Below are 25,806 nucleotides of genomic sequence, written 5' to 3'. Positions count from 1 at the left end.
CTGACCGGCAATGTATGCGCCGTGGCTATTGGTACGACATGGTGATCGTGGCAATGGCATTGGCCGCACCACCGGTGATGAATGACTGTGTCTGCACATAGGCTGCCGAGAACGCCAGGTCGCGGGTGGCGCCAGTGGTCGTTCCAAAGGACATCTGGCCGGCGTTTCCAGGCAGCGCCGAGTCGGCGCCGTAGCTGACCCGCTGCGAGTTGTCCTGCCGCGTGATGCGGATGCCCACTCCCTTGGCGGACGACGTGCCCGGCGTGAGGGTCAGTACGTCCGAGGTATTGGTCGGACTGTTGCCGTCGGTGAACGTCATGAAGAGGTTCAGGCCAACCGCGCAGTTGTCCAGGCGCACGGTGAAATTGCCCCCGCCCGCGGTTGAGCCGATGGCGCTGAAGGCACCGCGGTTGACGGTGCCCATGGCCACGGAAATGTTCCTTGAGCCCGTCGAAACGCTGCAGGTGCGGGAGGTGATGCTGAGGGACCCTCCCACCAACAGGTTCAGGGGCACGATGGCATTGGTCACGCCAGTCTCGGCGAGCCGCAACTCGCCGATGCTGCCCAGCGTGACCGTACCGGTGCCGATGGCGGTATCGCCCGTGCTGACCAGCCGTGCACCGAACGAGCTGTCCCAGAAGATCGACCAACCTCTGACGATTGTCGTCCAGTCCGATCCAAGCGCAGGAGCCGAGGGGCCAGGGACACCCGGTGAAGAGTTCCTATCCCGGCCCTGGACGATGATCCCGACACCCGGCACGCCCGTGGCGAATATCGGGAATCCGTCAATACTCCTGCCAGTGGGCGCAAGGATGACGCGCGCCTGCAACGAGATGTTGCCGGAGTTGTTGGTGCTGCACCCATCGTAGACCCTTGTGAATCCACTGCTGGGACCGCTGAACCAATCCGTCAGGTATCGGCTGGTCGGGCTGCCAACGGTGTTTATGGTCGTGATCGGAATGGTTGCGGTCAGACTTGCAACAGACGGATTTGCCGTGCAGGCAAGCGTCGCCTTTGCCGCCGATGGCGCCAATGTCGCCGCGACGGCAAGCAGGAGCATCCGACCGGAATCCAACCGGGTTGGCATATGCATGGCATATCTCCTGACTTGGCGCAGCATCCTCATCACTCGCATCTCGCATCCGCGGTCGTGTAGGCCATCTTCGTGTCGATGCTCCTGGGCAGCGCATAGCGGAGCTTGCAGCTCTCATCCACCGCTGGCCCCCAACGCACCGACAGCTCGCCTTCGTCGGATCCGAGATTGCGGGCGATGACCTTGCCGGCCTGCGCAACGGTGCCAACGCTGTTGCCTTGTCCGTCGAGTACATCGGCGCCAAACGGCAACGGCTGGCCATTCGCAAGGGTGGTGCGCAGGATCGCCGCACGCCCCGCGCTGGTGGTGCCGAAGCGGACCAGCGTGATCGCGCCCGAGGTCGGTACCGTCTGCTCCTGCGTCGAGTCGAGCTGCACGTTCAAGGGCAGGCCAGCCGGATCGATGTCGATCGAGCTGCGCGTGAACGGAGACAGGTTGGAGACCACGGCGTGGCCCCAGCGGTCGACGCGCAGACCGCTGCCGTTGGATACGATCGCGCCCTTGGCGCCCTTGGCCTCCACTATCGCCACGGTGTCGCCGAGTGTCGGCGTGAAGGTCACGCCGCCCGAGTACGCGACGATGCCGCCGGAAACACCCGCACTGACCTGGCTGTAGTTGTTGGATTTGCTGGCGCTGCCGGTAAGTGTCGCGCTGGGCAGTGCGTAACTCGCGTTCGCGCCGTAGCTGGTGGTGCTTTCGGCGCCGCCGCCCTGGCTGCGGCTGGCATTGAGGCCGTAGGTGAACTGGCTTTCATGTCCGAGCGTTCCGGACACCATCGCCTGCACGTTGGTCGCGCCTGACGACTCGCGCTGCAGGTTCGTCTGCGAGTACGGTGCGCGCGGGGATGATCCCAGCGGAATACCCACGGTGAACATCACCCGGTTGTCCCACTCGCCGCGGCTCAGGTCGAACTGGCGCGAAGCGGAGAGACCGAAGTTGATGCGCTTGTAGGTATTGTTGTAGCCGAGCTGGTACTGGGTGTCGGTCTCGGGTCGGTTCCAGTAATCCTGGCGCGAGCCGGTCAGGTAGAACGTGCCCCAGCCCGCCGGCAATGCCTGGTTTACGGTCAGCTGCAGGCGGCCACGTTCCCGGTCCGGTGCCGGCAGCAGATCGTCGGGAGCGCGCGACTTCAGCGACACCGCATCTTCCAGGTCCAGGAACCCTTCGCTGGAGTAGCGGTATGCTGCGAGCGTCAGGTTGGTGTTGGTCGGCGCCAGCAGCTTGCTGTAGCTCAGCCTGACGCTTTGACCTTTGCGGTCCGGCTCGAAGTCGAGCTTGGCGCTGGAGCGGGTGATGTCGAAACCGACCGCGCCGAACCGCGTGTTGAGTGCGGTGCCAATGGCGACGGCCTGGTAGTCCTTGGTCAGCGTCGCGCCGCCATAGGCGGTGACGCGGTTGCTCAGGCCTCGCTGATACGTGGCCTGCAGCAGTTCGGGCGTACTGTCGACGGTGGGATGCCGGTACAGGCCTGCGGTGAGGCTGTAGCGGCCAACGCCCGGTCGCAGTGCGTTCACCGCAGCGGAATACGGCACCTTGGAAACATTGACGCGGCCGTCGGCTTCGGCGACCACGACTTCCAGGTCGCCGCCGTACCCGCTTGGGTACAGGTCGTTGATCTCGAACGCGCCGGGTGAAACATTGGTTTCGTACAGGATGCTGCCACCCTGGCGAACCTGCACGCGTGCATTGCTGTTGGCGATGCCGTGGATCGTCGGCGCGTAGCCGCGTTGCGATTCCGGATACATCCGGTCGTCGCTCGCCAACTGGACGCCGCGGAATCCGAAGCTGTCGAAGATGGTGCCATCGGTGTAGGCGTCACCGATGGTCAGCTGGCTCTTGATCGGAATCAGCGAGCGCTGTGCGTAGGTCTGCACACCGTCGTAGCGGCTGCCCCTGGTGTCGTCGTAGCTCAGGTTGCCGATATGCCGCAGCCGCCACGGGCCGATGTTGGCGCCGGCATTGATGCCGACATAGCCCTGCATGATCGCGTTGCCCTGAGACTCAGCGCGATAGGCGTTGGCGTTGTATTGGAGACGGAAGGCGTTGATGCCTTCGTCCCAGAAGCGTGGATCGACATAGCCTCGAGCGTGCCGGTCGAGTGCGGCTTGCGGAATGCTGACATCCAGGCGCTGCTCGCCGTTGTCGAAGACGGCCGACGCTCCCTCGATCACGCTCGACAGCGTGACGCACGCGTCTGCGGCGCTGCTTTCCAGACGCGCCATGCTTTCGGGCGTGAGCTTGGCCATGTCGATGCCAAGACGACCGATCAGCTCCAGGTCGAAGCACGGAGCGACATCATCGCCACCAGGCGTCAATGGCTGCAGCGTGACTTCGGTCTTGCCCAGGACCTGCTGGTTTACCTGCAGGTCTGCCAGATAGGTGCCTGGCAGTGCGGCGTTGCCCCGGGCGAAGCGGCTCAGATCGACAGTGGCGCCACCGCCTTCGAATGCGTGCAGGAAGGCTTCATTGAACTCGACCAGGCTGCCCGATTCATCCGGATTCGGACCACCCGACCACGCGTTGGCGCCGCCGCTGGTCAGCAGTGCCGCGACGGTCAAACTGATCGGCCGAAGACGTGGACGCTGGCGATTGCGGTAGTGCTTGCACATGCTTTTGATTCGACCGGGCAAGCCGCGCCCCTGCCGAGGTACGCGGCATCGACGGGAAGTTCATTGGATGCGGGCCGCAGCTCGGCGCCGCCGTGGAAGTCAGGGCTTGAGGCCCTTGGCAGCCCCCTGGCCGTTCAGTGCGGCCTCGCCATCGATCGGTCCACCGTAGTCGCTGATGGCGTGATACGTGACCTTTCCAGTGGAGGTCGTCGGCACATCCCCCTGCAAAGGGAATGCGCGGGTTTCACCCGGCGCGACCATGCCCCCTTCAGTGAAGCGTGCGGTTCGGCCACCTGCGCTCACATCGACCGATGCGAACGAAACGAAGAAGGGCGTCGGGTTATGTGCCTGGATGGCGTCACGGCCTGCGTCCTTGACCAGGCTCCAGCGTATCTGCGCAGGTGCCGCCGCCGCGTCGGCGGACTTCAGCGATGAGGGTCGGAAGAAGAGCTTGATGCGTGTACGAAAAGCCATCTGCAGCAGATTGCTCTGCGCGGCATCGGCGCCTGGCTTGGGTGGCACTTCCAGCAGGTTGAACCAGAACACCGATTCCTTGTCCTGCGCCATCGGCTCGCCGGTGTAGATGATCCGCACGGCCTGACCCTTGCCCGGGTCGATGCGTGCGACCGGTGGCGTCACGGTAAAGGGGACATCGATGGTGGACGGCGCCGCATCGGGATCACCGCGGTCGAGCCAGATCTGCGTGAGCGCAGGAGTCTGCCCGTCATTGGTCAGCTTGACCGTCACTTCCCGCTCCTTCGCGGGATACACGACGCGCGTTCCGGCAATCACCACCGAAGCATCCGCATTCGATGCGCACAGGCCGCCGACTGCGACCATGCAGGCGGCGGCGAGTGTCCTCAAGTCCTTGATCGCATTCATCCGTTCATTCGCATCCGCAAGTGGACGGAGGAGTTGCCTCCTCCGTCAGCGCGGGCCACAACTTAGTTGTAGGCCATGGAGTAGGTGACACTCGAGGTGACCGCACCGGCCACGAGGGCCGTCGCCGAGACGCGGTGATACCGGGCGATGTAGTTGAGCGTCGCGGCGGCGGTCGTGATGGTGGCCGGTGCGGAGTTCTGCGCCCCATCGGCGGCACCGACAGCGATCACCGAGCGGTCACCATTGAGCAATTGAATGCGCAGGCCTGTAGACGCACCGGCGCCAGCGACCGTCAGCTCGCCGCTGGCCGGATCCACATTGGGACCCGACTCGAAGCGTGTGCGGACCGTTCCGGTGGTGGGAGTGCAGGCCGTCAGTGCGATCTGGAATGCCGTTTCGCCCGTAGTCGAACCCACGACCGCCAGGCTCGACTGCGCTGCGGTGGGCAGCGTCACGCTGAAGTTACGGGCGCCATCGGCGGCCGTGCCGTTGATCGAGCAGGTCGAGGCGGTGAGCTCACCGGTGATGTTGATGGCGCCGTCGGAGGCGAATGCCGACTGCGACGCCAGCGCGATGGCGCCGAGGGTCATTGCCTTTAAGAGAGTATTTTTCATTTTCTCGATGCATCCAGGAGGTGGTGCAGATCAGTTGTAGACCAGCGAATAGGTCACGTTCGTGGCGATGAGGCCGGTAGCCAGGGCCGGCAGCAGGGTTGCGCGCTTGTAGCGCGCGAAGTAGTTCAGCGTCACCGCACCGCCGGCTGGGATGGTCTTGGACGGCGAGTTCTGCGAAACATCCGGCGCACCAACATTGATGACACCGCGGGCCTCGTTGAGCAGCTGGATGTGCAGGCTGCTCGTGCCGCCGGTACCGCTGGTGAGCAGTTCGCCGGTTGCCGCATCGACGTTTCCGCCAGACTCGAAACGCGTGGCCACCGTGCCCGACGCCGGGGTGCAGCCGGTCAACACGATCGAGAACGGGGTCTCGCCGGCGACCGAGTTGAGCGCTGTCAGGCTCGACTGCGGCGTCTTGGGAAGGGCCACGGTGACGTTGTTGGCGCCATTGGCAGCCGCGCCGTTGATGGTGCAGGTCTGGCTGGTGATTGAGCCGGCGAAGTTGATGGTGCCGTCCGAGGCAAACGCAGACTGCGAGGCCAACGCAATCGCGGAGAACGCGAAAGTGCTGAGTATCTTGTTTTTCATACGGGTCCAGATGGGAGGGGTCAGGGTTGGCGACGTGTCTGCGGGAGGTCGTTTTCTAACCACAGGCCCGGGCATGTCAGTGACCCCGCCTGCTGCAGAACGGCGCAAGGTTAGGGACGCCCTCGCATGGGGAGTATGAGAATCGTCCCATTTTTCCCGGCGATCGGCCGATGGCATCGGGAATCGCCGATGCGCGGCAGATAGTTGCCGAAGCTGCGATTTCCGAGTCGGCGAACGGTCGCCTTCGCGCGCTTCCTCAGCGCGTGTTCCGGCCTGGCTGCACCGTTGCGTCGCGCGGCATTCCGGGACGGACGATCAGCGGCCGATGGCGCTGGTGACCCAGCAAGTCACCGCCGATATTCGATCAGGCAAGCAGCCCGTGCTCACGCGCGTAGGCGTAGACCTCGAGATCGGTCTTGAGGCCAAGCTTGGCCATGCCATCCATTTTTTGCCGGCTTACGGTCTTGATGCTGCGGTCCAGCTGCTCGGCGATCTGCGACACCGTCAGCCCCGAGACGAACAGTCCCAGCACCTCGGCTTCGCGCGGCGACAACGGCAGCCGGATGGAATCGTGCCCTTCCATCTGCTCCAGCTGATGACCGCCGCTGGCGCTGACGTAATCGCGACCGTGGGATACGGCCTGGATCGCCAGCGGCAACTCCGACAAGGCATCGGACTTGTTGAGCAGACCGCGCACGCCGGTGGCGAGGATCGAACTGAGCACGCCGGGATTGTTCATCATCGTCAGGACGATGATCGGCAGCGTCGGCCATTTGCCGCGAAGGGCCTCGAGCATCGCCAGGCCGTCGGCGAGGTGGCCGCCGGGCATGCTGAAATCCGTCAGGAGTACGTCGCATTCATGATTTGCGAGCGCCGTGAAAAGCTCATCGGTGCTGCCCGCTTCTGCAACAACCAGCAGGTTGTTACGCTCCAGCAGGGCGCGAACGCCGCTGCGGACTATCGGATGGTCGTCGGCCAGAATTATGCGTAGCGTCATGGCGTCATTGCGGCCTGTTCAGGCTCGGATCATCGCTCGCACACTCAGCAACCGCAACTCGGCGATCACAATTGAGACGATTCTGATGGAGGCGCGACCCGGTGCTCACTAGGGTGGTTGGTTCAGGGCCCCATTCAGTGCGATCGGTCATGCCATCCCGAGTCGGAACCCCGTGCCTGGCGAGGGCAACGCGTCTCGCCCGATTGATGCTCGCCGCGTTCATCGCGTTGCTCGGCATCGCGTTCCCGGTTTGCGCGCGAGACGATGGCGGGGCGACGCTTGACGCCGAAGAGGCGCAATGGCGACGCGAGCACCCTGTCGTGCGGGTGGGCGTGTTCGCCGGCGATCACCTGCCTGCCGAAACCTGGGTCGCCGGCCACCCGGAAGGATTGGGCCCCGACTACGCGCGCCTGCTCGCGTCAAAGGTTGGACTGCGCCTGTCGTTCGATCCTTTCAGCGACTGGCAGGCCATCTCCTGGCCGGCGGCTTCGCAGCCACCTCGCTACGAGCTGCTGGTGGGACAGCCGGACACCCCCGGGCGGCGAGGTCATCTTGCGTTTCTTCGCCCTTACCTGAAGGGTTACATGATGCTGGTGGCGCGTCGCGGCGACCCCCGCATCCGCAGCGAAGCGAGCCTGGCGCGGGCGCGGATCGTGGTGGAGCGGCGCTACCGCGAAACGGCCGGCCTGGTCGGAAAGTACTTTCCGCAAGCGATCCTCTTGTTTGCACCGGACGGCCGCGAAGCCTTGCGCATGGTGGCCGACGGCGAAGCCGATGCCTATATCGGCCATTCCGAGTACCGCACGCGCACGCTGCTGCACCAGCGCACGGCCGATGACCTGGTGCTGCTCGGCGCGATGGACTTGCCGCCAATCCAGGTGGGCCTTGCGGTGCCCATCCGTGAAACGATGCTGTTGCGCCTGCTGCGCAAGGCCGAATCCGCGGTCAAGCCGGAAGAACTCAAGCGCCTGCAGGAACCCTGGGGCGTCGACACGTTGCCATCGGCAACTGCGCGGACCGGTGTCCTGAGCAGCCATGAGCGACGCGTGCTGGAAGAGCTGCCGGTGTTGCGGCTTGGCTACGAGACCAACCGTCCGCCTTACTCGTTCGTCAATGACGACGGCAAGTTCGATGGCATGGCGGCCGACTACGTCGAGGCAGTGCGCAAGGCGCTCGGCTTACGCCTCGAGCTGGTGCCGGCCAAGGACTGGACCGACCTGAAGCGGATGGTCCACGCCGGCGAGATCGACATGGTCGCCGCCGCGATGGCCGACGATTTCCGCCGCGACGACCTGGTGTTCAGCAGGCCCTACGAGCGCTTCCCGGAAGTGATCGTCGCGCGCGTGCACGGTCCGACCGTGGCCGGCCCGGAGGATCTGCGCGGGCTGCGCGTCGCTGCACGCGCCGAGGCGGGCCTGCTGGCGCGCCTGAAGATCGTGCTCGATCGCAGCACGCTGGTGCCGGTGGGCAGCAACGAGGACGGACTGGCCCTGGTCGCTGACGGCAAGGCGGATGCGTTCGTGGGCACGTTCCCGGCTATCGACGCGTTGATTCGCGACAGGTATGCGGCACGCCTGCAGATGGTCGGTCCGACCGGCCTGGACCATGAACTTGCGTTCGGACTACGTCGTTCGCGCGCGGCGCTGGTGCCATTGGTCAACAACGCGTTGGCCGGGGTCAACGACCAGGAGAAGCAGGCGATCCGCGCGCGCTGGTTGAGCAACGAATACAGCGTCGGTGCACCCTGGGGATGGGTGCTCGGCATCGTCCTTGCCGGCTGCCTCATTGTCGGCTTGATGGCGATCGCGCAGATGAGCATGCGTCGCCAGGTGCGTGCGCGCACCGCCGCCGAACGCAAGCTGGCCGACCAGCTGCAGTTCCAGGAGCGACTGCTCAACAACATCCACTATCCGGTGTTCGTGAAGGACACGCAGGGACGTTACCTGGCGGTCAACCTGGCCTACACGCTGCGATATGGCGTCGAGGAGAGCGACCTGGTCGGGCGCACGCTGCTGGAAACCCGGCACCTGCCGCAGGTCGAGAACGAGGCCATCCACGATTTCGAGATGTCGGTGTTCACGACCGGCCAGCAGCTGAGCAAGGAGCTTCGCACCGAGACGTCCGACGGCGGTGAACGCCATGAGTTGCTGTGGATCCAGATGTTCGAACTCGGCAACGGCGAGCCGGCCGGGTTGCTCGGAACGGCGGTCGACATCACCGAGATCCGGGCCGCCGAAGCGCGCGCGCGGGCCTCGGAGCTGCGCCTGGCCCAGATCGCACGGACCCTGCCCTCGGCGGTGTTCGAGCTGCGCGTGTGGCCCGATGGCAGACGCGAGTTCACCTATGCCGACGGCGACACCCTGTCGACCATCGGCATCACGCCCGAGGAGATGATGGCCGATGAGGCGCTCGCCTTCTCGCACGTGTACGTGGATGACCGCCAGACAGTCGCCGACAACGTTGCCGCCGCCGCTGCCGCGATGCGGCCGATGCCCCAGTTCGACGTACGCCTGCATTCGGTGCAGGGCCTGCGCTGGGTTCGCACCGCAGGCGGTCCGCCACGGCACGGACCCGATGGCTCGGTCGAGTGGAGTGGTTACTGGGTCGATGTGACCGACAGCCACGAGCAGGCACAGGCACTGGCCCGGGCCAATGCCGAAGCCAAGGCCGCGGTGGCGGCAAAGGCCGCATTCCTGGCGATGATGAGCCACGAGATCCGCACACCGATGGCGGGCGTGCTGGGGCTGGTCGAGCTGCTTGCCCAGACGCAGACCGATCGCGAGCAGGGGCAGATGCTGGCGATGGCGCAGGACTCCGCACGCACGCTGTTGCAGTTGCTCGACTACATCCTCGATTTCTCGCGGATCGACTCCGGACGCCTCGCCCTGGAAAGGGCTCCATTCGACCTGCGTTCCCTCGTCGACGGCGTCATCGGTTTGTTCACCGCCAAGGCGCATGCAAAGGACCTGCGACTGTACTGCGTGCTCGACTGGCGCCTTGCGGCGGAGTTTGCCGGTGACGCGGTGCGAGTGCGCCAGATCATCACCAACCTGCTGAGCAATGCGGTCAAGTTCACGCACAAGGGCAAGGTCGAGCTGCGGATCGAACTGGTAGAGGAGCATGTCGCGGAGAGCGTGGATCTCCAGAAACTCAGCATCACCGTCACCGATACCGGCATCGGCATTTCCGGCGAGCAGTTCCTGCGGTTGTTCCGACCGTTCACGCAGGCAGAGTCCTCCACGAACCGCCGCTTTGGTGGCTCTGGCCTGGGCCTGATCATCTGCCAGCGCCTGGCCAACCTGATGGGCGGTACCGTGCAGTTGCAGAGCACGCCCGGCGTGGGCACGCGCGCCGCCTTCGAACTGAGCCTTCCGGTGGTGGCGAAGCTGCAGCCGTTGCCGGAATTCGCCGGCAAGGCGGCGGTGGTGTGCACGCAGGACCCCATGTTCGCCGTGGAGTTGGCCAACGCACTGTCGTCGATGGGCTTCAGCGTCGTCGAGATCGAGGCCCCGGACCTGCCTACCTTGAACTGCGATCGCGCCGAACTGTTCCTGATTGATCGTCGCCTGGTCGAGGCGGGGCAACGGCCACCGCGCGGGCGCTGCCTGTTGCTGGACGACGCCGCCAACCACCGGCTGCCGGCCGATCGCTCCCAGGCAACCCAGGCAGTCGTGCACGGCAATCCGCTGCTCTGGCGATCGCTGCGCGATGCCTGCCGCGCGGTGTTTGCGCAGACCACACCGGTCGAAGCCGAGCGCAGTTCGACACGACACGCGCAGCAGTCCGCGCGCATCCTGGTTGCCGAGGATCATCCGGTCAACCGGGCGGTGATTTCGCGGCAGTTGAACCATCTTGGCTTCGAGTGCGTGCTGACCGGGGACGGCGAGCAAGCGTTGGCGTCGCTGAGCGGTGGCGATTTCACGTTGCTGATCACCGATTGCGACATGCCAAGGATGGACGGTTACACGCTGGCCCGAAGGATCCGCGCGGACGAAGCCGGTCAACACCGACGTCTGCCGATCATCGCGCTGTCGGCAAGTGCGCTGCCCTCGGACGTGAAACGGTGCAGCGACGCCGGCATGGACGGTTTCCTGGCCAAGCCGATGACGTTGCAGGAACTGGAGGCGATGTTGGTGCGGCATTTGTCGGCAGGGCCGGAGGCGGCACCGGTCATTGCGGCCCCGGTGTTTGCCGACCCGATTGCGTTCCTGACTGAATCGCTCGGCAGCGCCGAGGAAGCACAGCGCCTGCTGCACGAACTGCTCTCGACGTGCCGTGACGACATGAGCGCGTTCGATCTCGCGCTGGCATCCGGCGACACACGCGTGCAGCGCAAGTTGCTGCACCGCATGAGGGGTGCGTTGGCCCTGTTGCGAGATATTCCGCCGGCTAATTCCGACGAGGCGTTGATCATCCCCCTGGTCAACCAGCGCGACACGTTGCTGCTGCGACTCGACAGGCTCGAAAGGTTGCTGCGCGCATCGGACGTCGTTCCAGTCGATGCCAGCGACGCCTGCGGCTAGGCCATCACTCCACGAGGCGCACACGACCGCGGTTTCGCGCGGTTAGTTCCTGCACGGCCAAGTTTAGTATTCAGGTTAAATTTCGGTTACGTCAGGATACTGTCACCACCGGTTCCGAATACGTTTCCCCCGAATGACTCCGATCCAGGAGTGCGGCGCCGGATCCAAAACCATAACGAGGCCGAGACCTTATGAAGCGTTCCCTGCTTGCCGCCCTGACCCTGCTCGCTGCCGCCCCACTCGCCGCTTCGGCTGCCGAAGGCGTGTCGTACAACTACGTCGAGGCCGGCTACGCCGCCACTTCGGCCGACAACAGCAACCTCGATGCCGATGGCTGGGCCATCAACGGTTCGGCCGCCATCGCGCCGAACTTCCACATCTTCGGTGGCTACAGCGGCCAGAAGACCGACGACTTCAACACCGCGCTCGGCCGCGTCGATGGCATCGACGTCGACCAGTGGAATGTGGGCGTCGGCTACAACCATGAACTCAACTCGCAGGTCGACCTGCTGACCCGCGTCGGCTACCAGAAGGCCGAAACCGATGGTTATTCCGTTGGCGGCCTGAACTTCGGCGGCAACGATGCCGACGGCTGGAATGTCGAAGCCGGCGTGCGCGCCGGGCTGACCCCGAACATCGAAGGCTACGCGCTGGCCGGTTACGAAGACTACGAACGCGTCGATGGCGAGTTCTACGGCCGTGTCGGCGCCCAGGTGAAGTTCAACCAGACCTGGGGCGTCAACGGCGAAGTCAAGTTCGTCGACGGCTACACCTCGTACTTCGTCGGTCCGCGCATGAGCTTCTAAGCGGCACCGGTCATCCTCCCGCGCTGCGGGAGGGTGCTATGCACGTGCGCTGATCGTTTGTGTCCATCGCGATTGCTCTCTCTCCCCCATGTCGCGAACTGGAAGCCCGGCTACCCAGCCGGGCTTCTTTTTTTGCACTGGCGACCAAGTGGGACCGGCTTTGCACTTCGGTCCTCGCGCCCTCGGCAAATTGTTACGAATTCGTGAAGTTTGGCGATAATGCCGCGACCCCGCACCCAGCGGGCCGGAATTCACCAGAAGGGACACCATGAAGAAGCAACTCATCCTTGCGCTCGCGATCGCTGCCGCACCGTTTGCCGCCAGCGCCGATGGCCACAGCTACACCTACATCGAAGGCGGCTACGCCCAGCTCAACCAGGAGCTGCCGCAGGTCGAGGGCTTCCGCATCGACGACGTCGAGGCCGGCGGGTTCTTCATCGGTGGCTCGGCCGCGTTGGGCAACACGTTCCATGTGTTCGGCAGCTACCGCAACGGCGATGACGACGTCGGCGTGTCGGCGCCCATCGTCGGCCACCTCGGCGACGCCGGTATCGACATGAACCAGGCCATTGTCGGCCTTGGTTATCACCACAGCCTGTCGCAGCGCACCGACCTGACCACCGAGGTGAGCTACCTGAGCACCGAGATCGACGTCGAGGACGACGGCGAAGGCAGCCAGGACGGCGACGACTTCCGCGTCGCGGTGGGCGTGCGTCACCTGATCGCCGACAACGTCGACATCTGGGCCAAGGGCAACTACACCGACGGCGATGTCTACGACAGCGCCTTCAGTGCCACGCTTGGCCTGCAGTACCGCCTGACGCCGGTCTGGGGCGTGGTCGGCGAAGCCGAACTGGGCGATGAGTTCTCGCAGGTCACGATCGGCATGCGCGCCAGCTTCTAAGGCAGACGCACCACGAAAGAAAAAACCCGGCTCAGGCCGGGTTTTTTTTGTTCCGCCGGATGCGGCGCATCAGCCGAACAGGTCGCGCGGGTACTCGGGTTTCTGTTCGCGCGAGAGCAACAGCCGCAGGCCTTCGGCCGGCGTTATCTCGCCGTGCAACACCGCTTGCACGGCGCTGGAGATCGGCAGTTCCACGCCGTGGCGCTCTGCCTGGCGCATGACTTCGTCCGCGGTCTGCACCGATTCGACCACCTGGCCGATTTCACGCACGGCATCGGCGATCGACTGGCCGCGGCCGAGGGCCAGGCCCAGGCGGCGGTTGCGCGACAGGTCGCCGGTGCAGGTGAGCACCAGATCGCCCAGGCCGGCCAGACCCATCAGGGTTTCGGCCTTGCCGCCGATGGCGTGGTTCAGGCGCAGCATTTCGTTGAGGCCGCGCGTGATCAAACCAGCGCGCGCATTGAGGCCGAGCTGCATGCCATCGGCGACGCCGGTGGCCACGGCCAGCACGTTCTTCATTGCGCCGCCGAGCTCGGCACCGAGCATGTCGTTGCCGGTGTAGGCGCGGAAGGCCGGGCCGTGCAGCGCGTCGGCGACTTCCTGGGAAAAGGCCGGGTGGCTGCCGTGCACCGTCAGTGCGGTCGGCAATCCCTGTGCGACTTCCTTGGCGAACGACGGGCCGGTCACTACTGCCAGCGGCACGTCGGCGCCGAGTACTTCCTCGGCGACTTCGTGCAGGAAGCGGCCGCTGCCGGGCTCGAAGCCCTTGGTCGCCCAGGCCACGCCGGCGTGGGCCGGACGGTGCGGTGCGAGCTTGTGCAGCGTATCGGCGAAGGCGTGCGACGGCACCACCACCAGTACCAGGTCGGCTCCTTTCAGGGAGGCGGCCAGGTCGGTGGTCGCGCGCAGCGATTCGGGCAGGGTGATGCCCGGCAGGTAGCGCGGGTTCTCGTGGGCGCCATCGATAGCCGCGACGCCGTCGGCGTCACGACCCCACAGCACGGTCGGATGACCGTGCCGTGCGATCAGGGCCGCCAGGGCGGTGCCCCAGGAGCCCGCTCCCAGAACCGCGACGGTGGGCAGTGCGTTCGCCTCCATGCCGCGGTCGCGATCAGGCGTTGCCGGCGGTCTCGGCGTCGGCCAGGCCGGCGTCACCACCCTGCTGGGCGGCGCGCTGGCGCAGGCCTTCGGCGTACAGCGCTTCGAAGTTGATCGGCTGCAGGTAGAACGGCGGGAAACCACCGGTCTGGATCAGCTCGCTGATCAGCTGGCGCGCATACGGGTACAGCACGTTCGGGCAATGGGTGCCGAGCATGCCGTCGAGGGTCTGGGGGTCGAAACCGGCCAGGCCGAACACGCCGGCCTGCTTCACTTCGGCCACGTACATGGTCTTGTCGCCGGCGTTGCAGGTCAGGGTGATGCCGAGCACGACTTCAAACGCGTTCTCGTTGAGGCGCTGCACGCTCTGGTTGAGGTTCATCTGCAGCTGCGGCTGCGCCTGCTCGTTGAACACGGCCGGTGCACCGGGGACCTCGAAGGAGACGTCCTTGGCGTAGATCTTCTCGACGGTGAATGCCGGGCCGGTGTTGGCTTCGGCAGACGCTGCGCCGCCGTTGACGTTTTCTTCGGACATCTCGTAACTCCAGACAATTAATGCGGAAAGTGGTCGATTATGGCACGCACCCTCGGTGCGGCCGGCTGTTCAGATTGCGCGAGGTGAAGTGTCTGCGGCAAGCCGTCATCGCCTTCCCCATTCAATCCCCAAGGGTTGTGTTTGGGGCGCCGGGACGGCTATCAAGCCCGTCGCGACAAACTCCCCTCAGGCGCGGCCCTTCACCAGCGGCAGGTCGGCCTGCTGCCATGCGGCAATGCCGCCGTCGAGCCAGAAAACCTTGGTGAAACCGGCCTTTTTCAGGCGCTTGGCGGCATCGGCCGAGCCCTGGCCGGTGCGGCACACGACCACGACCGGAAGCTCCCTGGCGTTGGCCAGCAGCTTGTTTTCCGGATCGAACTGGCTGGGCTGCACCGACTTGCTGCCGGCGATGTGGCCCTTCTCGAAATCGTTGCTCGCCGACAGGTCGATGACCAGCGCGTTCTCGCGGTTGATCAGGCCGGTCAGCTCGGCCGGGCGCAGGGCCTTGTAGCCGCGGAACAGGCGCGCGATCTCGACGTAGATGATCGCAATGGTCAGGCCGACCAGCGCCAGCGACAGGTAGGTGTGGCGTTCGGCGAAGGCCAGCAGTTCTTGGAAGGTCACGGCATCACGGCAGCTGAAACGGGGGCGGGATTGTCTCCCAGTGCCGGCGGCGGCGCAAAATTCCGGGTCCGGCGCCCTTCCAGCGGTGACCCGGCGTCGCCTCGGCGCGCGAAAGCCGGTGGATTACTGGCCGTCCCAGAGGTCCGGGAGGCCGCCGGTGGTCCACCAGGTCTTGGCTTCCTCGTCCCAGCGCCATTGTTCGCGGAAGCGCACGGTCCTCTCGGCCTGGGTGTGGCGGTTGACCACGCCGATCTCGATTTCACGGACGGCCACGCCTGCTTTCCAGTCGACGCTGCTGCCCTTGTCGCGGTAGGCGGTTATCTGGACCTGTTCGTAACGGGCCAGTTCGAGGTCGCTGACCGGGTGCTCGGCCAGGAACACCGGGTCGATGAGGGTCAGGGCGGCGTCGAAATCGCCCCAGCGGATCGCGCCGGCCCAGGCGTACTGGTTGCGGTCGAGCGTATCGGTCTTGCGGCTGGCCGCGGCGCTGCCGGCGACCGCCAGCAGGCCCAGAAGCAAGGCCAGGCTCATCAGTTGGGTCAGACGGCGCATTGAGACAGTTCCCCCGGTTTCCGACGCCATCCTAAGGGCAAACCGCAGCGAGTGGCCGCGGTGCGGATCACACCCGCGGGGGTTGCTTCAGGATCGCGACATAGCGGGCGGTGAACTCGGTGGCGACGCCGCCGTCGGGCAGCATCGCCCGTGCGACCAGGCCGGTACGGGCGCGGCCGCGTTCGCGCAGGGTGGCGATGAAACCGGGCCAGTTCGAGTCCGGCGCCAGTTCGGCCTGCACGTCCAGGTCGGCGAACAACGGCGCCAGGTAGCGGATCTGGCTGTCGGCGACGAACACCTCGGCCTCCAGACCGGCGGCCTCGATGTGCAGTGACACCACCCCCCAGGAGGCCAGGGTCATCATCGATGCCAGGCTGCCGCCGAAGGCGCAGCCCTTGTCGTTGACGTGACGCGACAGCGGCGCGTGCAGGCACAGGCGCTGGCCGTCGTAGCCGGCAATGCGCACGTCCATCGCGGCCACCGGCGGCATCGACTGGTAGTGGTGGTGCAGCCGCTCGAGCGCGGGCGCGTGTTCGTAATCCTGTTCGGGACTGCGGTGTCCGGAAGCGTGCTGTTCGAGAGCGTGCTGTTCGAGGGTGTGCTGTTCGAGGGCGTGGGGGTCGTGATTCATCCGGCTTACGTGCGAGCAATGGGGGATGCGGGCGGGGCGGCTATGCTGTTGCCATGCCAACCCCTGCGCCGCCCGGATGGTACGTGATCTCGCTGCGTCCGCGCGGTGAGCATGCCCCGTTGCGCCGCGCCGCGGCCCGCGCGGGTGCCGGATTCATCGCCCTATCGCCATGGCAACTGCGGTTGCGTGACGACGATGCCACGCGCGAGTCGTTGCGCCTGGCGTTGCGCGCACCACGGGTCGTTGTCACCAGCCCGACCGCCGTGCGTGCCGCACGCTCGCTGCACGGCCCGCTGCAGACTCGCCAGGACCAGCGCTGGTTCGCCGTCGGCAGCGGCACCGCGGCGGCCTTGCGCCGTGCCGGCGTGACGTCGGTGGAAGCGCCGTCGCAGATGGACAGCGAAGGCTTGCTGGCGTTGCCGGGATTGCAGGATCTGTCCGGCGTGGAACTGGGCTTCATCAGCGCGCCGGGCGGTCGCGGCGTGCTGGTGCCGGCGTTGCAGGCGCGCGGTGCGCAGGTGCTGCGGGTCGACGTTTACGAACGTGTTGCGATCGCGCCGTCACCTCGCGCGGTCAAGCAACTGCTCGCGCTGACGGCGCCGACCGTGATTGCGCTTTCGAGCGGCGAGGCGCTTGAGACGATTCTCACGTCGTTGCCCGCACCGGCCCGTGGGCGGCTGATGCAATCACGGGTGGTGGCGGCCAGCGAACGGCTCGCGGAGTTGGCGAGGCAGTCGGGCTTCGGCGCTGTAGCGGTCGCCGCCAGTGCCCGTCCACGCGACCTGCTCGCCGCCGTGCAGCCGTAACGCCCGAGTTGCCGGCGGCAGGGCGGGTCGCATCCGGTAGCATGGCGCCCGTCCCCACCCCACCTGACTGTTGCCGTGTCCACCACGCCCGACTCGAACCCTGCACCCGCCCCCGCCGCGACCGCGCCGAGGCGATCGCGTGGCTGGCTCTGGCTGGTGGTCCTGGTGGCGGTTGCCGGCGCCGGCGGTTACGGCTGGATGCAGTGGCAGGCCAGGCTCGAGCGCGAACGCGCGCTGGAGAGTGATGCCGGCCAGCGACTGGACGCGCTTGATGGACGCATCGATTCGATCCGTCGCGACCAGCGCGCGCAGGTGCAGCGACTGCAGCAGGCCGACGCCACCAACCGTGTCCTGCGCGACGAGCTGCTCGGCATCGGTCAGCGCGCGGCACTGCTCGAGGATTCGGTGTCGAAGCTGGCTGATCCGGATCGTCACGGCGCCCAGGCGCTGCGACTGGACGAAACCGAACTGCTGCTCAGCCTCGGCCAGCAGCGCCTGTTGATCGCCGGCGACCTCGATGGTGCGCGCCGTGCGTACGCGCTGGCCGGGCACGTGCTCGACGGCGTCGACGACCCCGCCTACCTCAGCCTGCGCCAGACGCTGCAGCAGGAACGTGCGGGGCTGGACGCACTGGCCGCGGAGCCGCGCGTGCAGGCCATGACCGAACTCGATGCGCTTGCGCAGACGGCGATGGTGGCGCCGACCGATACGACCGCGCAGACCGAACCCGAGGCACCCTGGTGGCGCCGCGCGTTTGCCACGTTGATCGACGTGCGTCCGAGCGATCGCGCCGTCGCGGTGCAGGCCTCCGATCGCGTCGCTGCGATGGCGGGCCTGCAACTGGAGATCTCGCTGGCGCGCGCCGCGGCCGAGCGCCGCGACCAGGCCGGATTCCGCGCCGCGTTGCAGCGCGCCGAAGGCTGGCTGGCCAGGCTGTGGCCCGAGTCGCCATCGTTGCAGCAACAGCGCGCGCAGATGCGTGCACTGGCACAGCGACCGCTTTCACTGACGCTTCCAACCCTCGGCAGCACACTGCAGCAGCTGCGCCAGCTACGCGCGGCCGACTGACGGACGCAAAGGAGTCGCGCCCATGAACATCTTCCGCAACCTGCTGTTCTGGATCGTGTTGGCCCTGGCAGGAGCGCTGGTCGCCCAGGTGCTGTTGCAGGATCCGGGCTACGTGCTGGTGCGCTACGGCGGCAACGACTACATCACCAACGTGCCCAAGGCTGCGTTGGCGTTGCTGCTGGTGGTCATCGGATTGTGGCTGCTGTGGAAGCTGATCAACCTGCCTTTCGTGGCCATGCGCAGGCACCGCAAGCGCCAGGCGCGCGCCCAGTTGATCGACGGCCTGACCGCGCTCGACCAGGGCCAGTGGAGCCGTGCCGAGAAGCTGCTCGACCAGGCCGCCGCGCAGGACCAGGTGCGGGCATTGGCACACGCCGGTGCGGCGCGGGCCGCCGCTGCCCGTGGCGACGACGCCTCGATGCAACGCCACCTGGACGCACTCGACAGCAGCCACGCCACGACACGCGCATTGGCGAGCGCGGAGCTTTCGCTCGAGCGCGGACGCGCCGCCGAGGCGCTGGCCGCGCTCGACGCTGTCGCCTCCGCGCCGTTGCCGCCACGTGGCCTGGCATTGCGTGCGCAGGCCCTGGTCGCACTGGGTCGCAGTGGCGAGGCCTACGGTCTGCTCGGCGCATTGCGCCAGCAGCAGGTCTGGCCAGCCGACCGCCTGGCTGCTGCCGAAGCGCAATGGGGCGCGGCCTCGCTGCGCGAAGCCGGCGACGCCAACGTCCTGGCCGATCGCTGGGAAGCACTGCCCAAGCCGCTGCGCAGCGATCCTGCCGCCGTGGCTGCCTACGCCGAACGTGCGGCGGCGCTGCGCTGGGACGAGGCCGCAGCAAAGAGCATCGAACAGGCGCTCGATGCGCGTTGGGACGAATCACTCGCCGGACTGTACGGTCGCCTGTCGATCGGCCGCCTCGACGCACGCCGTGGCAACGCGGAGCGCTGGCTGGAAGCACATCCGGCAAGCCCGGCGCTGCTGTTGGCGCTGGCCCGCCTGGCACGTGCGCAGGGACAGTGGCCACAGGCGGAGGCCTACCTGCATCGCGCGCTCGCGCAGGGCGCCAACAGTGAAGCCTGGGAAGAACTCGGGCATGGTTTCAGTCAGGCCGGCGACGACAAGCTCGCACGCCTTTGCTACGCCAACGCACTCATCGCCGCGCGTGGCGCGGTGACGCAGGAACTGCCCGGGCGCGACATGCGCCAGAAGATCTACGACGCGGCCGTGGTCGAGGAACGCAACGAGCACGGCGTGCCGCGACTGCGCGGCTGAAAAGACTTGCTGCGGAGGGAGGCACTGACGCGCCTCCCGTTGCGCCTCAGCGCTCGAGGATGGCGACCACGCCCATGCCGCCGGCGGTGCAGATCGACACCAGGCAACGGCCGCCGCCGCGCTGCTTGAGCTCCTTCGCCGCGGTGGCGACGATGCGCGCGCCGGTCGCGGCGAACGGATGGCCCGCCGCAAGCGAAGAACCGTTCGGGTTGATCTTGGCCACGTCGATGCGGCCCATCGGCGCTTCCAGGCCGAGGCGGTTGCGGCAGTACTCCTCGCTCTCCCACGCGCGCAGCGTGCACAGCACCTGCGCGGCGAAGGCTTCGTGGATCTCGTAGAAATCGAAGTCCTGCAAGGTCAGGCCGTTGCGCTTGAGCATCTCCGGCACGGCCACGGTCGGCGCCATCAGCAGGCCTTCGCCATGGACGAAGTCGACCGCGGACACGTGTGCATCGCGCAGGTAGCAAAGCACTTCGTGTCCGTGCGAGCGCGCCCATTCCTCGGAGGCCAGCAGGCACGCGGAGGCGCCATCGGTCAGCGGGGTGGAGTTGGCGGCGGTAAGCGTGCCGCGGCCGGATGTCTTGTCGAAGGCCGGCTTCAGCGAGGCCAGCTTTTCCAGCGTGCTGTCCGGACGCAGGATGTTGTCGCGCGAGACGCCGCGGAAACTCACCACCAGGTCGTCGAAGAAACCGCGCTCGTAGGCGGCGGCGAGCTTCTGGTGCGACGACAGCGCCCATTCGTCCTGCGAATCGCGCGAGATGTTCCACTGCTTGGCCATGTCCTCGCAGTGGTCGCCCATCGACTTGCCGGTGCGCGGCTCGGCCACGCCCGGGAACTCGGGCTTGAGTTCGCGGAAGTGGAAACCCTTGAATGCGGCCAGCTTGTCGCGCGGCGTCTTGGCGCGCGCGGCTTCGAGCAGGCGACGGCGCAGCTTCTGGCCGTAGACGATCGGCACGTCGGAGGTGGTGTCGGAACCGCCGCCGATGCCGACCTCGATCTGCCCGGCGGCGATCTTGTTGCCGATATGCACGATCGAATCGAGCGAGGTGCCGCAGGCGCGCTGCAGGGTGATGCCCGGGGTCAGCGGCGACAGGCCCGAGGAGAGTGCGGCCTCGCGGCCGAGGTTCCAGTCGCTTGAGTGCTTGATCACCGCCCCCATCGCCACTTCGCCCAGCTGCTGGCCGTGCAGGCCGTACTTCTCGACCAGCGCGCCGAGGGTGCGGACCGACATGCCCAGGTTGCCGACGTCCGCATAGGCCGTGTTCTGGCGGCAGAACGGGATACGGACGCCACCGAGCACGGCAACGGGACGGGCAGGACGCATCGTTACACCTCACGCAAAGAGCAGAAGGGGATGAAAACCCGGGCCTTAACGGCGGCACGGGCATAATGTCCCGCAGTGTAGCGCCGCCTTCGCGTGCGACCAAACGCCACCGTATCCATGAGTCTTGCCGGCCCCGCCCCCACTGCCCCCTCCACCACCCTGCACGTGCTTGGCGCATTGGCGCTGGAGCTGCGCGGCGACGCCCCGGTGTCGCGCCAGGCCCTGGCCCAGGCCGAGGTCGGCGCGCTGGCCGAGCTGGTCGCCCACGATCTGGCCGGTTTCGCCCCCGAGGCGGCGGCACTGGAGCTGGTGACCGTCGGCGCCCATTACGACCCGGTGGAGCTGCTGCGACCGGGTTGGCCCCTACACCAGGAACTCGACCAGCTGGCGGCGCGGGCACCGCGTTCAGCGTCGCAGCCCGGCGGCCGGATCATCGCCTTCGGCGCGCACGATGCGCAGCTGCCGGGCGCGCTGACCCCCTCGCCGGACTTCGCCGGCGGGCCGTTGCGGCTGGTGCCGTTCGTGCTCGGCGGCGATGCCGATGTCGCCACCCGGGTCGGCGATGCCTTCGAGCGCGAGCTGCTCGAGCGCGGCATGGCCGGCGCGGCGACCGCACTGGCGGCGCAGGAGGCCTTCGGCCTGCAGGTGGAACACGCGCGCTACCTCACCGTGCACGACCTCGCCGCGATGATGGCGATGCAGTACGACCACGCCGGCCTCGGCCCGCTGTGGCCGCTGCTGGAAACCGCGCTCCTGCAGCCCGAGGGCGAGCACTGGCTGGATTCACCACCCGAACCGCTGGTGCACTACGCCAACGGCGAGGCACGCATCGCGCTGTTCGAACCGCGGGCCTGGAAGGCGCGCTATGCCACCGAGGCGCCTTGCGAGACGCCGGAGTGCCGCGCCAAGCTCGAGCGGCTGCATGCGCACTTCCAGTCGCGCCAGCGCCAGATCGCCGCGGTGCTGGGCGCGCATGGGGTGCCGGTCAATTTCGTGCATTGCGCCGGCGAACAGGCGCGCGAAGCGCTGGATTGAGGCGCTACGGAGTGCCGCACTACGACGTGCGGTCGAACTCCGTTTCATAGATCGCATATCCCGCATCGACCATGCCCAGCGCCTGGTAGGTGCGATGCGCGTTGGCATTGTCGCGTTCGACATACAAGCGCAGGCCAACCACGCCTGGCGCGTTGCGCGCGAGTGTCTCGACGTGGCGATACAGCGCCGCAAACACACCTTGGCGGCGATGTGCCGGGGCGACGTACACGCTCTGTATCCACCACCAGTCGCCGTTGCGCCAGTCGCTCCACTCGCGCGTGAGCATCAGCGTGCCGGCTGCGCTGGAGATGGTTTCGCGGCCGGCCACGGTGGCTTCGCGCACCGCGAGGAAGTAACGCGCCTTGCCCGGGTCGGCGATGGCCGCCTCCACACCGGCCGCGACCGTGTCCGGATCGAGTTGCTTGTGTTCGGTTTCATAGGCCATCGCCAGCGCCCACTGCGTGAGCAGGTCGCGGTCGTGGGCACTGGCCGCCCTGATCCGCAGCGGCGCCTGCACCGGATGGTCGGTCACGGTGGCGATTACTGGGTGACCGTGATGACGCCGCAGGCCATGCGGCCGCCTGCATTGCCGGTGGGCTGGGTCTTGTAATCGTCGGCACTGGCGTGGACGATCACCGCCTTGCCGGCGACATCGTTGGCGGCGCCGCCACCGAGCGTGACGCCACTGGCGTGCACGTCGACCCTGGCCACGCCTTCGCCGTCGGCAACGATGTTGTTCATGTCACCGCCGTGGTGCGCGCCGCTGTCGACCTTGCCGTGCGGCGATGCGGACGGATTGAAATGACCACCGGCGCTGCTGGCATCGGCGGCGCTGCAGTCGCCCTTCTCGTGGATGTGGATGGCGTGCGTGCTGTGGGGCGCGAACCCGCCGATCTCACCGGTGAGGTGCACGCCGTCGCCCATCGGCACCACGCTGAGCTTGCCGCTGACCAGGCTGGCCGACGCCGAGGCGAGGTTCACCGTCGCCGCCTTCGCCGTCGACACGGCGACGGGCGCGGCAGGTGCCGTGGTCTTCGGCGCGGAGCTGCAGGCGGTCACGGCCACCACCACGGTGGCGGCGAGCAGGGTGTTCAGCGTGGTGTTCATCGACATCTCCATGTTTTAAAGCCGGATCGCACGCAGACTAGCGGCGTGCCGGTCGTCCAGCGGTGAAAGTCCGGCGGTGAAAGTCCGGCGGCGAAAGTGAAGCTTCCTGCATTAGCGTCAACGATTGCCGACCCCCTGGTTGCAGCATCCGCTCAGGTTCGGCGCCGTCCGGGGCCAAGCTTTCGCGTCAGCGTGTTGCGACCCAGGCCCAGGCGCGCGGCCGCCTCGGTGCGGCGCCCGCCGGTGTGCTCAAGCGCGGCTTCGAACAGGACTCGCTCGAAGCGTTCGCGTGCCTGCGCATGGATGTCGTCGCTTCCCAGCGCGAGCTGAGCGCGCGCCCACGCGGCAAGCCGCGTGTCCCAATCATCGTCGGCGCTGCCCGCGCTGTCCTTGCCCGGCGTGGCGGCAAGGGCTTCGTCGACATCGGCGCGGGCGATGGTCTCGGCCGGCGCGAGTGCGGCCAGGCGCCAGCACAGGTTTTCCAGCTGGCGCACGTTGCCGGGCCAGTCGTAGGCGAGCATGCGTTCGAGCGCCGGGTTGGCCAGTCGCTTGGCCGGTGCTTCGAATCGCGCCGCGGCCGATGCAAGGAAGCGCTCGGCCAGGCGCGGAATGTCGTCGCGTCGTTCGCGCAGCGGCGGCAAGTGCAGGCGCACCACGTCGAGGCGATGCAGCAGGTCGGCGCGAAAGCGGCCATCTGCAACCAGCGCTTCCAGGTCCTGGTGAGTGGCGGCGATCACGCGCACGTCGACGCGGATGAGTTCGCGGCCGCCGACGCGGAAGAACTCGCCCTCGGCCAGCACGCGCAGCAAGCGCGTCTGCAGCGGCAGCGGCATGTCGCCGATTTCGTCGAGGAACAAGGTGCCACGATGGGCCTGCTCGAAGCGGCCGGTATGGCGACGCTGGGCACCGGTGAAGGCGCCGGCCTCGTGGCCGAACAGCTCGCTTTCCAGCAGCTCCGACGGAATCGCGGCGGTGTTGAGGGCGACGAAGGGATGCTCGGCGCGCGGCGACTCGCGGTGCAGCGCGCGCGCCACCAGTTCCTTGCCGGTACCGGTCTCGCCGGTGATCAGCACCGACAGCGGTGCCTGCGCGAGGCGGCCGATCGCACGGAACAGCGTGCGCATCGCCGGCGTGTCGCCGATCAGCGCGTCGTCCTTCGGAAGCTCGACCTGCGCTGGCGCGGCGCTCTCGCCCACAGCAGCAAGCGTGCGCGCGGCAAGCGCCACGGCTTCATCGAGGTCGAAGGGTTTGGACAGGAATTCGTGGGCGCCGCCGCGGAAAGCACCGGCGGTGCTGGCGACGTCGGTGTAGGCGCTCATCACGATCACCGGCAGCTGCGGGGCCTGCGCCTTGAGGCGTTCGAGCAATACCAGGCCATCGTCGCCGGGCATGCGCACGTCGGTGAACAACAGGTCCGGTGCACCTCGTTCGGCCAGCGCGGCCAGGGCATCGGCGGTGTTCTCGAAGCCGTCGACCTTGTAGCCCCCCTCGCGCAGCGCAGTGGCCAGCACGAAGCGCACGCCGCGGTCGTCGTCGACCACCCAGATCCTCTTCACGTGCCTTCCTCTTCCTCGATCTGCAGCGGCAACAGCAGGGTGAACACGGTGTGGCCCGGACGCGAGCGATAGGCCAGCGAGCCGCGGTGCTCGCGCGCGACCTGCTGCGCCAGCGCTAGGCCCAGTCCGCTGCCTTCGGCGCGGCCGGACACCAGCGGCAGGAACAACTGCTCGGCCAGTTCCTCGGGAACGCCGCGGCCGTCGTCGACGATCTCCAGTCGCATCGCGATTGCATGCACGGCGTCGCCGATCCGCACCGCGTGCTCGGCGCGCGTGCGCAGGGTGATGTTGGCTGCGCCGGCTTCGATCGCGTTGCGCACCAGGTTCCATACCGCCTGCACCAGGCGATCGGCGTCGCCGCCGAACTCGGGCAGGCTCGGGTCGTAATCACGCACCAGGCGCACGGCCCAGCCGGCGTCGCTCTCGGCCAGGCGCAGCACGCGTTCGAGCACGGCGTGGATGTTGAGCGGGGCGTGCGGACGCGGTGGCGCCGGAGTGAGCAGCTGATCCACCAGCGCGGTCAGGCGTTCGACTTCGCTGCCAACCAGCGCCACCAGCTCGCCGGCGTCGCCGCTGGCGTTGGCGGTGTCCGCATCGATCCGTCGGGCCAGCAGCTGCGCCGCGCCCTTGAGCCCGGCCAGTGGATTGCGCAGCTCGTGCGCCAGGCCCTTGAGCGAGGCCGACAGCGCCGAGGGCAGCAGCAGTGCCGGATCGTCGCCGGGGAACTCGTCGACCGGATGTGCCTCGAGCAGCCAGCCGCCGTCCTCGCGCCGGCTCAGCCAGACATCGGCGAAGCACTCGTCGCCATCGGCGAATCGCAGCCGGCTGCGGCGCAGGCGAAGGGGGGCGTCGGCGGCCGCATCCAGGCGGCGCATGGCGTGGGCAAGGTGGCCGTCACCGCCGTCGAGCCCGGCCAGCGGCCAGGCCACCAGGCGCCGGGCGCTGACCCCGAGCCAGCGCGAGAAGGCGGCATTGCAACCGACGATCGCGCCTTCCTCGTCGCTCCACGCCAGCGGCGTGGTCAGGCCGTCGAGGTCAGGCCGGTCGGGGTCGGGCCGATTGGATCCAGTCGGTACGGGCGCGGACATTGCACCATGTTAGTGCAAGAGGACCGGCTCCACGCTCCCGGGCCTATCGCTTCGCCACCGCCGACGGCGTCCCCTGGCTTCACGCCGCCGCAA

At 67.2% G+C, this 25,806-nt stretch carries 23 protein-coding genes; 7 read left to right on the top strand and 16 right to left on the bottom strand.

The genetic code is table 11. From position 1 onward, the window contains the following. Positions 1-25: 25 nt before the first annotated feature. The 6 genes from AC3A3Q_RS06475 to AC3A3Q_RS06450 all read right to left on the bottom strand — a co-directional run bounded on the left by AC3A3Q_RS06475 (position 26) and on the right by AC3A3Q_RS06450 (position 6,783). Complete coding sequence (locus AC3A3Q_RS06475) at positions 26-1,093, bottom strand: fimbrial protein (RefSeq protein ID WP_487585441.1); 1,068 nt, start codon at positions 1,091-1,093, stop codon at positions 26-28. A gap of 32 nt (positions 1,094-1,125) precedes the next feature. Then, a complete protein-coding gene (locus tag AC3A3Q_RS06470; protein WP_487585440.1) occupies positions 1,126-3,702 on the bottom strand; it encodes a fimbria/pilus outer membrane usher protein in 2,577 nt (858 codons plus the stop codon). Positions 3,703-3,801: 99 nt separating this feature from the next. Beyond that, a complete protein-coding gene (locus AC3A3Q_RS06465) occupies positions 3,802-4,584 on the bottom strand; it encodes a fimbria/pilus periplasmic chaperone (protein WP_487585439.1) in 783 nt (260 codons plus the stop codon). 62 nt (positions 4,585-4,646) lie between these two features. Then, complete coding sequence (locus tag AC3A3Q_RS06460; RefSeq protein ID WP_487585438.1) at positions 4,647-5,174, bottom strand: fimbrial protein; 528 nt, start codon at positions 5,172-5,174, stop codon at positions 4,647-4,649. 54 nt (positions 5,175-5,228) lie between these two features. Continuing rightward, entirely contained in the window at positions 5,229-5,786 is a 558-nt protein-coding gene (locus AC3A3Q_RS06455; protein WP_487585437.1) for a fimbrial protein, read from the bottom strand. A 364-nt stretch (positions 5,787-6,150) separates the two neighbouring features. Then, positions 6,151-6,783, bottom strand: a complete 633-nt coding sequence (locus AC3A3Q_RS06450) for a response regulator (protein WP_487585436.1) — start codon at positions 6,781-6,783, stop codon at positions 6,151-6,153. A gap of 206 nt (positions 6,784-6,989) precedes the next feature. Between AC3A3Q_RS06450 and AC3A3Q_RS06445 the strand changes: the two genes are divergently transcribed. From AC3A3Q_RS06445 to AC3A3Q_RS06435, 3 genes are all read left to right on the top strand, one after another. Then, a complete protein-coding gene (locus AC3A3Q_RS06445) occupies positions 6,990-11,306 on the top strand; it encodes a transporter substrate-binding domain-containing protein (RefSeq protein ID WP_487585435.1) in 4,317 nt (1,438 codons plus the stop codon). 191 nt (positions 11,307-11,497) lie between these two features. Continuing rightward, positions 11,498-12,112 (top strand): outer membrane beta-barrel protein, encoded by a 615-nt coding sequence (locus AC3A3Q_RS06440; protein WP_487585434.1) that lies wholly within the window; start codon positions 11,498-11,500, stop codon positions 12,110-12,112. Positions 12,113-12,380: 268 nt separating this feature from the next. After that, entirely contained in the window at positions 12,381-13,016 is a 636-nt protein-coding gene (locus AC3A3Q_RS06435) for an outer membrane beta-barrel protein (protein WP_487585433.1), read from the top strand. Positions 13,017-13,085: 69 nt separating this feature from the next. Here the strand turns inward: AC3A3Q_RS06435 and AC3A3Q_RS06430 are convergent, their stop codons facing one another. The 5 genes from AC3A3Q_RS06430 to AC3A3Q_RS06410 all read right to left on the bottom strand — a co-directional run bounded on the left by AC3A3Q_RS06430 (position 13,086) and on the right by AC3A3Q_RS06410 (position 16,456). After that, positions 13,086-14,114: an NAD(P)H-dependent glycerol-3-phosphate dehydrogenase gene (locus AC3A3Q_RS06430; RefSeq protein ID WP_487585432.1), complete on the bottom strand. Its 1,029-nt coding sequence runs from the start codon at positions 14,112-14,114 to the stop codon at positions 13,086-13,088. Positions 14,115-14,127: 13 nt separating this feature from the next. Further along, on the bottom strand, positions 14,128-14,649 hold the full coding sequence (secB, locus tag AC3A3Q_RS06425; protein ID WP_200608252.1) for a protein-export chaperone SecB: 522 nt from the start codon (positions 14,647-14,649) through the stop codon (positions 14,128-14,130). Positions 14,650-14,835: 186 nt separating this feature from the next. Beyond that, complete coding sequence (locus tag AC3A3Q_RS06420; RefSeq protein ID WP_487585431.1) at positions 14,836-15,273, bottom strand: rhodanese-like domain-containing protein; 438 nt, start codon at positions 15,271-15,273, stop codon at positions 14,836-14,838. 123 nt (positions 15,274-15,396) lie between these two features. After that, positions 15,397-15,825 carry a hypothetical protein gene (locus AC3A3Q_RS06415; RefSeq protein WP_487585430.1) on the bottom strand — a complete coding sequence of 143 codons (429 nt, stop codon included), beginning with the start codon at positions 15,823-15,825 and terminating at the stop codon, positions 15,397-15,399. A 67-nt stretch (positions 15,826-15,892) separates the two neighbouring features. Next, the gene (locus AC3A3Q_RS06410) at positions 15,893-16,456 is read right to left on the bottom strand and encodes a YiiD C-terminal domain-containing protein (protein WP_487585429.1); all 564 of its coding nucleotides are present in this window, start codon (positions 16,454-16,456) and stop codon (positions 15,893-15,895) included. A 53-nt stretch (positions 16,457-16,509) separates the two neighbouring features. On the opposite strand from AC3A3Q_RS06410, the gene AC3A3Q_RS06405 reads away from it, so the two are divergent. The 3 genes from AC3A3Q_RS06405 (at position 16,510) to AC3A3Q_RS06395 (ending at position 19,603) form a co-directional block, all read left to right on the top strand. Beyond that, on the top strand, positions 16,510-17,262 hold the full coding sequence (locus AC3A3Q_RS06405) for a uroporphyrinogen-III synthase (protein ID WP_487585428.1): 753 nt from the start codon (positions 16,510-16,512) through the stop codon (positions 17,260-17,262). Between the two features lie 75 nt (positions 17,263-17,337). Beyond that, positions 17,338-18,330, top strand: a complete 993-nt coding sequence (locus AC3A3Q_RS06400) for a uroporphyrinogen-III C-methyltransferase (protein ID WP_487585427.1) — start codon at positions 17,338-17,340, stop codon at positions 18,328-18,330. A gap of 22 nt (positions 18,331-18,352) precedes the next feature. Beyond that, positions 18,353-19,603 (top strand): heme biosynthesis HemY N-terminal domain-containing protein, encoded by a 1,251-nt coding sequence (locus AC3A3Q_RS06395; protein ID WP_487585426.1) that lies wholly within the window; start codon positions 18,353-18,355, stop codon positions 19,601-19,603. A 46-nt stretch (positions 19,604-19,649) separates the two neighbouring features. Here AC3A3Q_RS06395 and AC3A3Q_RS06390 read toward each other — a convergent pair whose 3' ends face one another. Beyond that, positions 19,650-20,927 carry an acetyl-CoA C-acetyltransferase gene (locus AC3A3Q_RS06390; RefSeq protein WP_487585425.1) on the bottom strand — a complete coding sequence of 426 codons (1,278 nt, stop codon included), beginning with the start codon at positions 20,925-20,927 and terminating at the stop codon, positions 19,650-19,652. A 117-nt stretch (positions 20,928-21,044) separates the two neighbouring features. Between AC3A3Q_RS06390 and AC3A3Q_RS06385 the strand changes: the two genes are divergently transcribed. Beyond that, positions 21,045-21,962 (top strand): hypothetical protein, encoded by a 918-nt coding sequence (locus AC3A3Q_RS06385; RefSeq protein WP_487585424.1) that lies wholly within the window; start codon positions 21,045-21,047, stop codon positions 21,960-21,962. 19 nt (positions 21,963-21,981) lie between these two features. Here AC3A3Q_RS06385 and AC3A3Q_RS06380 read toward each other — a convergent pair whose 3' ends face one another. The 4 genes from AC3A3Q_RS06380 to AC3A3Q_RS06365 all read right to left on the bottom strand — a co-directional run bounded on the left by AC3A3Q_RS06380 (position 21,982) and on the right by AC3A3Q_RS06365 (position 25,713). Next, the gene (locus AC3A3Q_RS06380; RefSeq protein WP_487585423.1) at positions 21,982-22,494 is read right to left on the bottom strand and encodes a GNAT family N-acetyltransferase; all 513 of its coding nucleotides are present in this window, start codon (positions 22,492-22,494) and stop codon (positions 21,982-21,984) included. Positions 22,495-22,502: 8 nt separating this feature from the next. Next, a complete protein-coding gene (locus AC3A3Q_RS06375) occupies positions 22,503-23,069 on the bottom strand; it encodes a superoxide dismutase family protein (RefSeq protein WP_487585422.1) in 567 nt (188 codons plus the stop codon). A gap of 152 nt (positions 23,070-23,221) precedes the next feature. Further along, positions 23,222-24,625, bottom strand: a complete 1,404-nt coding sequence (gene ntrC / locus AC3A3Q_RS06370) for a nitrogen regulation protein NR(I) (RefSeq protein ID WP_487585421.1) — start codon at positions 24,623-24,625, stop codon at positions 23,222-23,224. Then, positions 24,622-25,713: a two-component system sensor histidine kinase NtrB gene (locus AC3A3Q_RS06365; RefSeq protein WP_487585420.1), complete on the bottom strand. Its 1,092-nt coding sequence runs from the start codon at positions 25,711-25,713 to the stop codon at positions 24,622-24,624. Before AC3A3Q_RS06365 ends, ntrC begins: the two co-directional genes overlap by 4 nt. Positions 25,714-25,806 lie beyond the last annotated feature (93 nt).

The sequence above is a fragment of the Lysobacter sp. Soil_C_59 genome (assembly GCF_057656415.1).
This window is presented reverse-complemented; position numbering and strand designations above follow the sequence as displayed.

Excerpts from the sequence above, each read along its gene's own strand:
- AC3A3Q_RS06415 (WP_487585430.1), bottom strand. The coding sequence starts at position 15,825 with ATGCGCCGTCTGACCCAACTGATGAGCCTGGCCTTGCTTCTGGGCCTG.
- AC3A3Q_RS06455 (WP_487585437.1), bottom strand. The coding sequence starts at position 5,786 with ATGAAAAACAAGATACTCAGCACTTTCGCGTTCTCCGCGATTGCGTTG.
- AC3A3Q_RS06465 (WP_487585439.1), bottom strand. The coding sequence starts at position 4,584 with ATGAATGCGATCAAGGACTTGAGGACACTCGCCGCCGCCTGCATGGTC.
- AC3A3Q_RS06410 (WP_487585429.1), bottom strand. The coding sequence starts at position 16,456 with ATGAATCACGACCCCCACGCCCTCGAACAGCACACCCTCGAACAGCAC.
- AC3A3Q_RS06435 (WP_487585433.1), top strand. The coding sequence starts at position 12,381 with ATGAAGAAGCAACTCATCCTTGCGCTCGCGATCGCTGCCGCACCGTTT.
- AC3A3Q_RS06390 (WP_487585425.1), bottom strand. The coding sequence starts at position 20,927 with ATGCGTCCTGCCCGTCCCGTTGCCGTGCTCGGTGGCGTCCGTATCCCG.
- AC3A3Q_RS06375 (WP_487585422.1), bottom strand. The coding sequence starts at position 23,069 with ATGAACACCACGCTGAACACCCTGCTCGCCGCCACCGTGGTGGTGGCC.
- AC3A3Q_RS06385 (WP_487585424.1), top strand. The coding sequence starts at position 21,045 with ATGAGTCTTGCCGGCCCCGCCCCCACTGCCCCCTCCACCACCCTGCAC.
- AC3A3Q_RS06365 (WP_487585420.1), bottom strand. The coding sequence starts at position 25,713 with ATGTCCGCGCCCGTACCGACTGGATCCAATCGGCCCGACCCCGACCGG.
- AC3A3Q_RS06440 (WP_487585434.1), top strand. The coding sequence starts at position 11,498 with ATGAAGCGTTCCCTGCTTGCCGCCCTGACCCTGCTCGCTGCCGCCCCA.
- secB (WP_200608252.1), bottom strand. The coding sequence starts at position 14,649 with ATGTCCGAAGAAAACGTCAACGGCGGCGCAGCGTCTGCCGAAGCCAAC.
- AC3A3Q_RS06470 (WP_487585440.1), bottom strand. The coding sequence starts at position 3,702 with ATGTGCAAGCACTACCGCAATCGCCAGCGTCCACGTCTTCGGCCGATC.
- AC3A3Q_RS06460 (WP_487585438.1), bottom strand. The coding sequence starts at position 5,174 with ATGACCCTCGGCGCCATCGCGCTGGCGTCGCAGTCGGCATTCGCCTCC.
- AC3A3Q_RS06405 (WP_487585428.1), top strand. The coding sequence starts at position 16,510 with ATGCCAACCCCTGCGCCGCCCGGATGGTACGTGATCTCGCTGCGTCCG.
- AC3A3Q_RS06395 (WP_487585426.1), top strand. The coding sequence starts at position 18,353 with ATGAACATCTTCCGCAACCTGCTGTTCTGGATCGTGTTGGCCCTGGCA.
- AC3A3Q_RS06430 (WP_487585432.1), bottom strand. The coding sequence starts at position 14,114 with ATGGAGGCGAACGCACTGCCCACCGTCGCGGTTCTGGGAGCGGGCTCC.
- AC3A3Q_RS06475 (WP_487585441.1), bottom strand. The coding sequence starts at position 1,093 with ATGCATATGCCAACCCGGTTGGATTCCGGTCGGATGCTCCTGCTTGCC.
- AC3A3Q_RS06450 (WP_487585436.1), bottom strand. The coding sequence starts at position 6,783 with ATGACGCTACGCATAATTCTGGCCGACGACCATCCGATAGTCCGCAGC.
- AC3A3Q_RS06445 (WP_487585435.1), top strand. The coding sequence starts at position 6,990 with ATGCTCGCCGCGTTCATCGCGTTGCTCGGCATCGCGTTCCCGGTTTGC.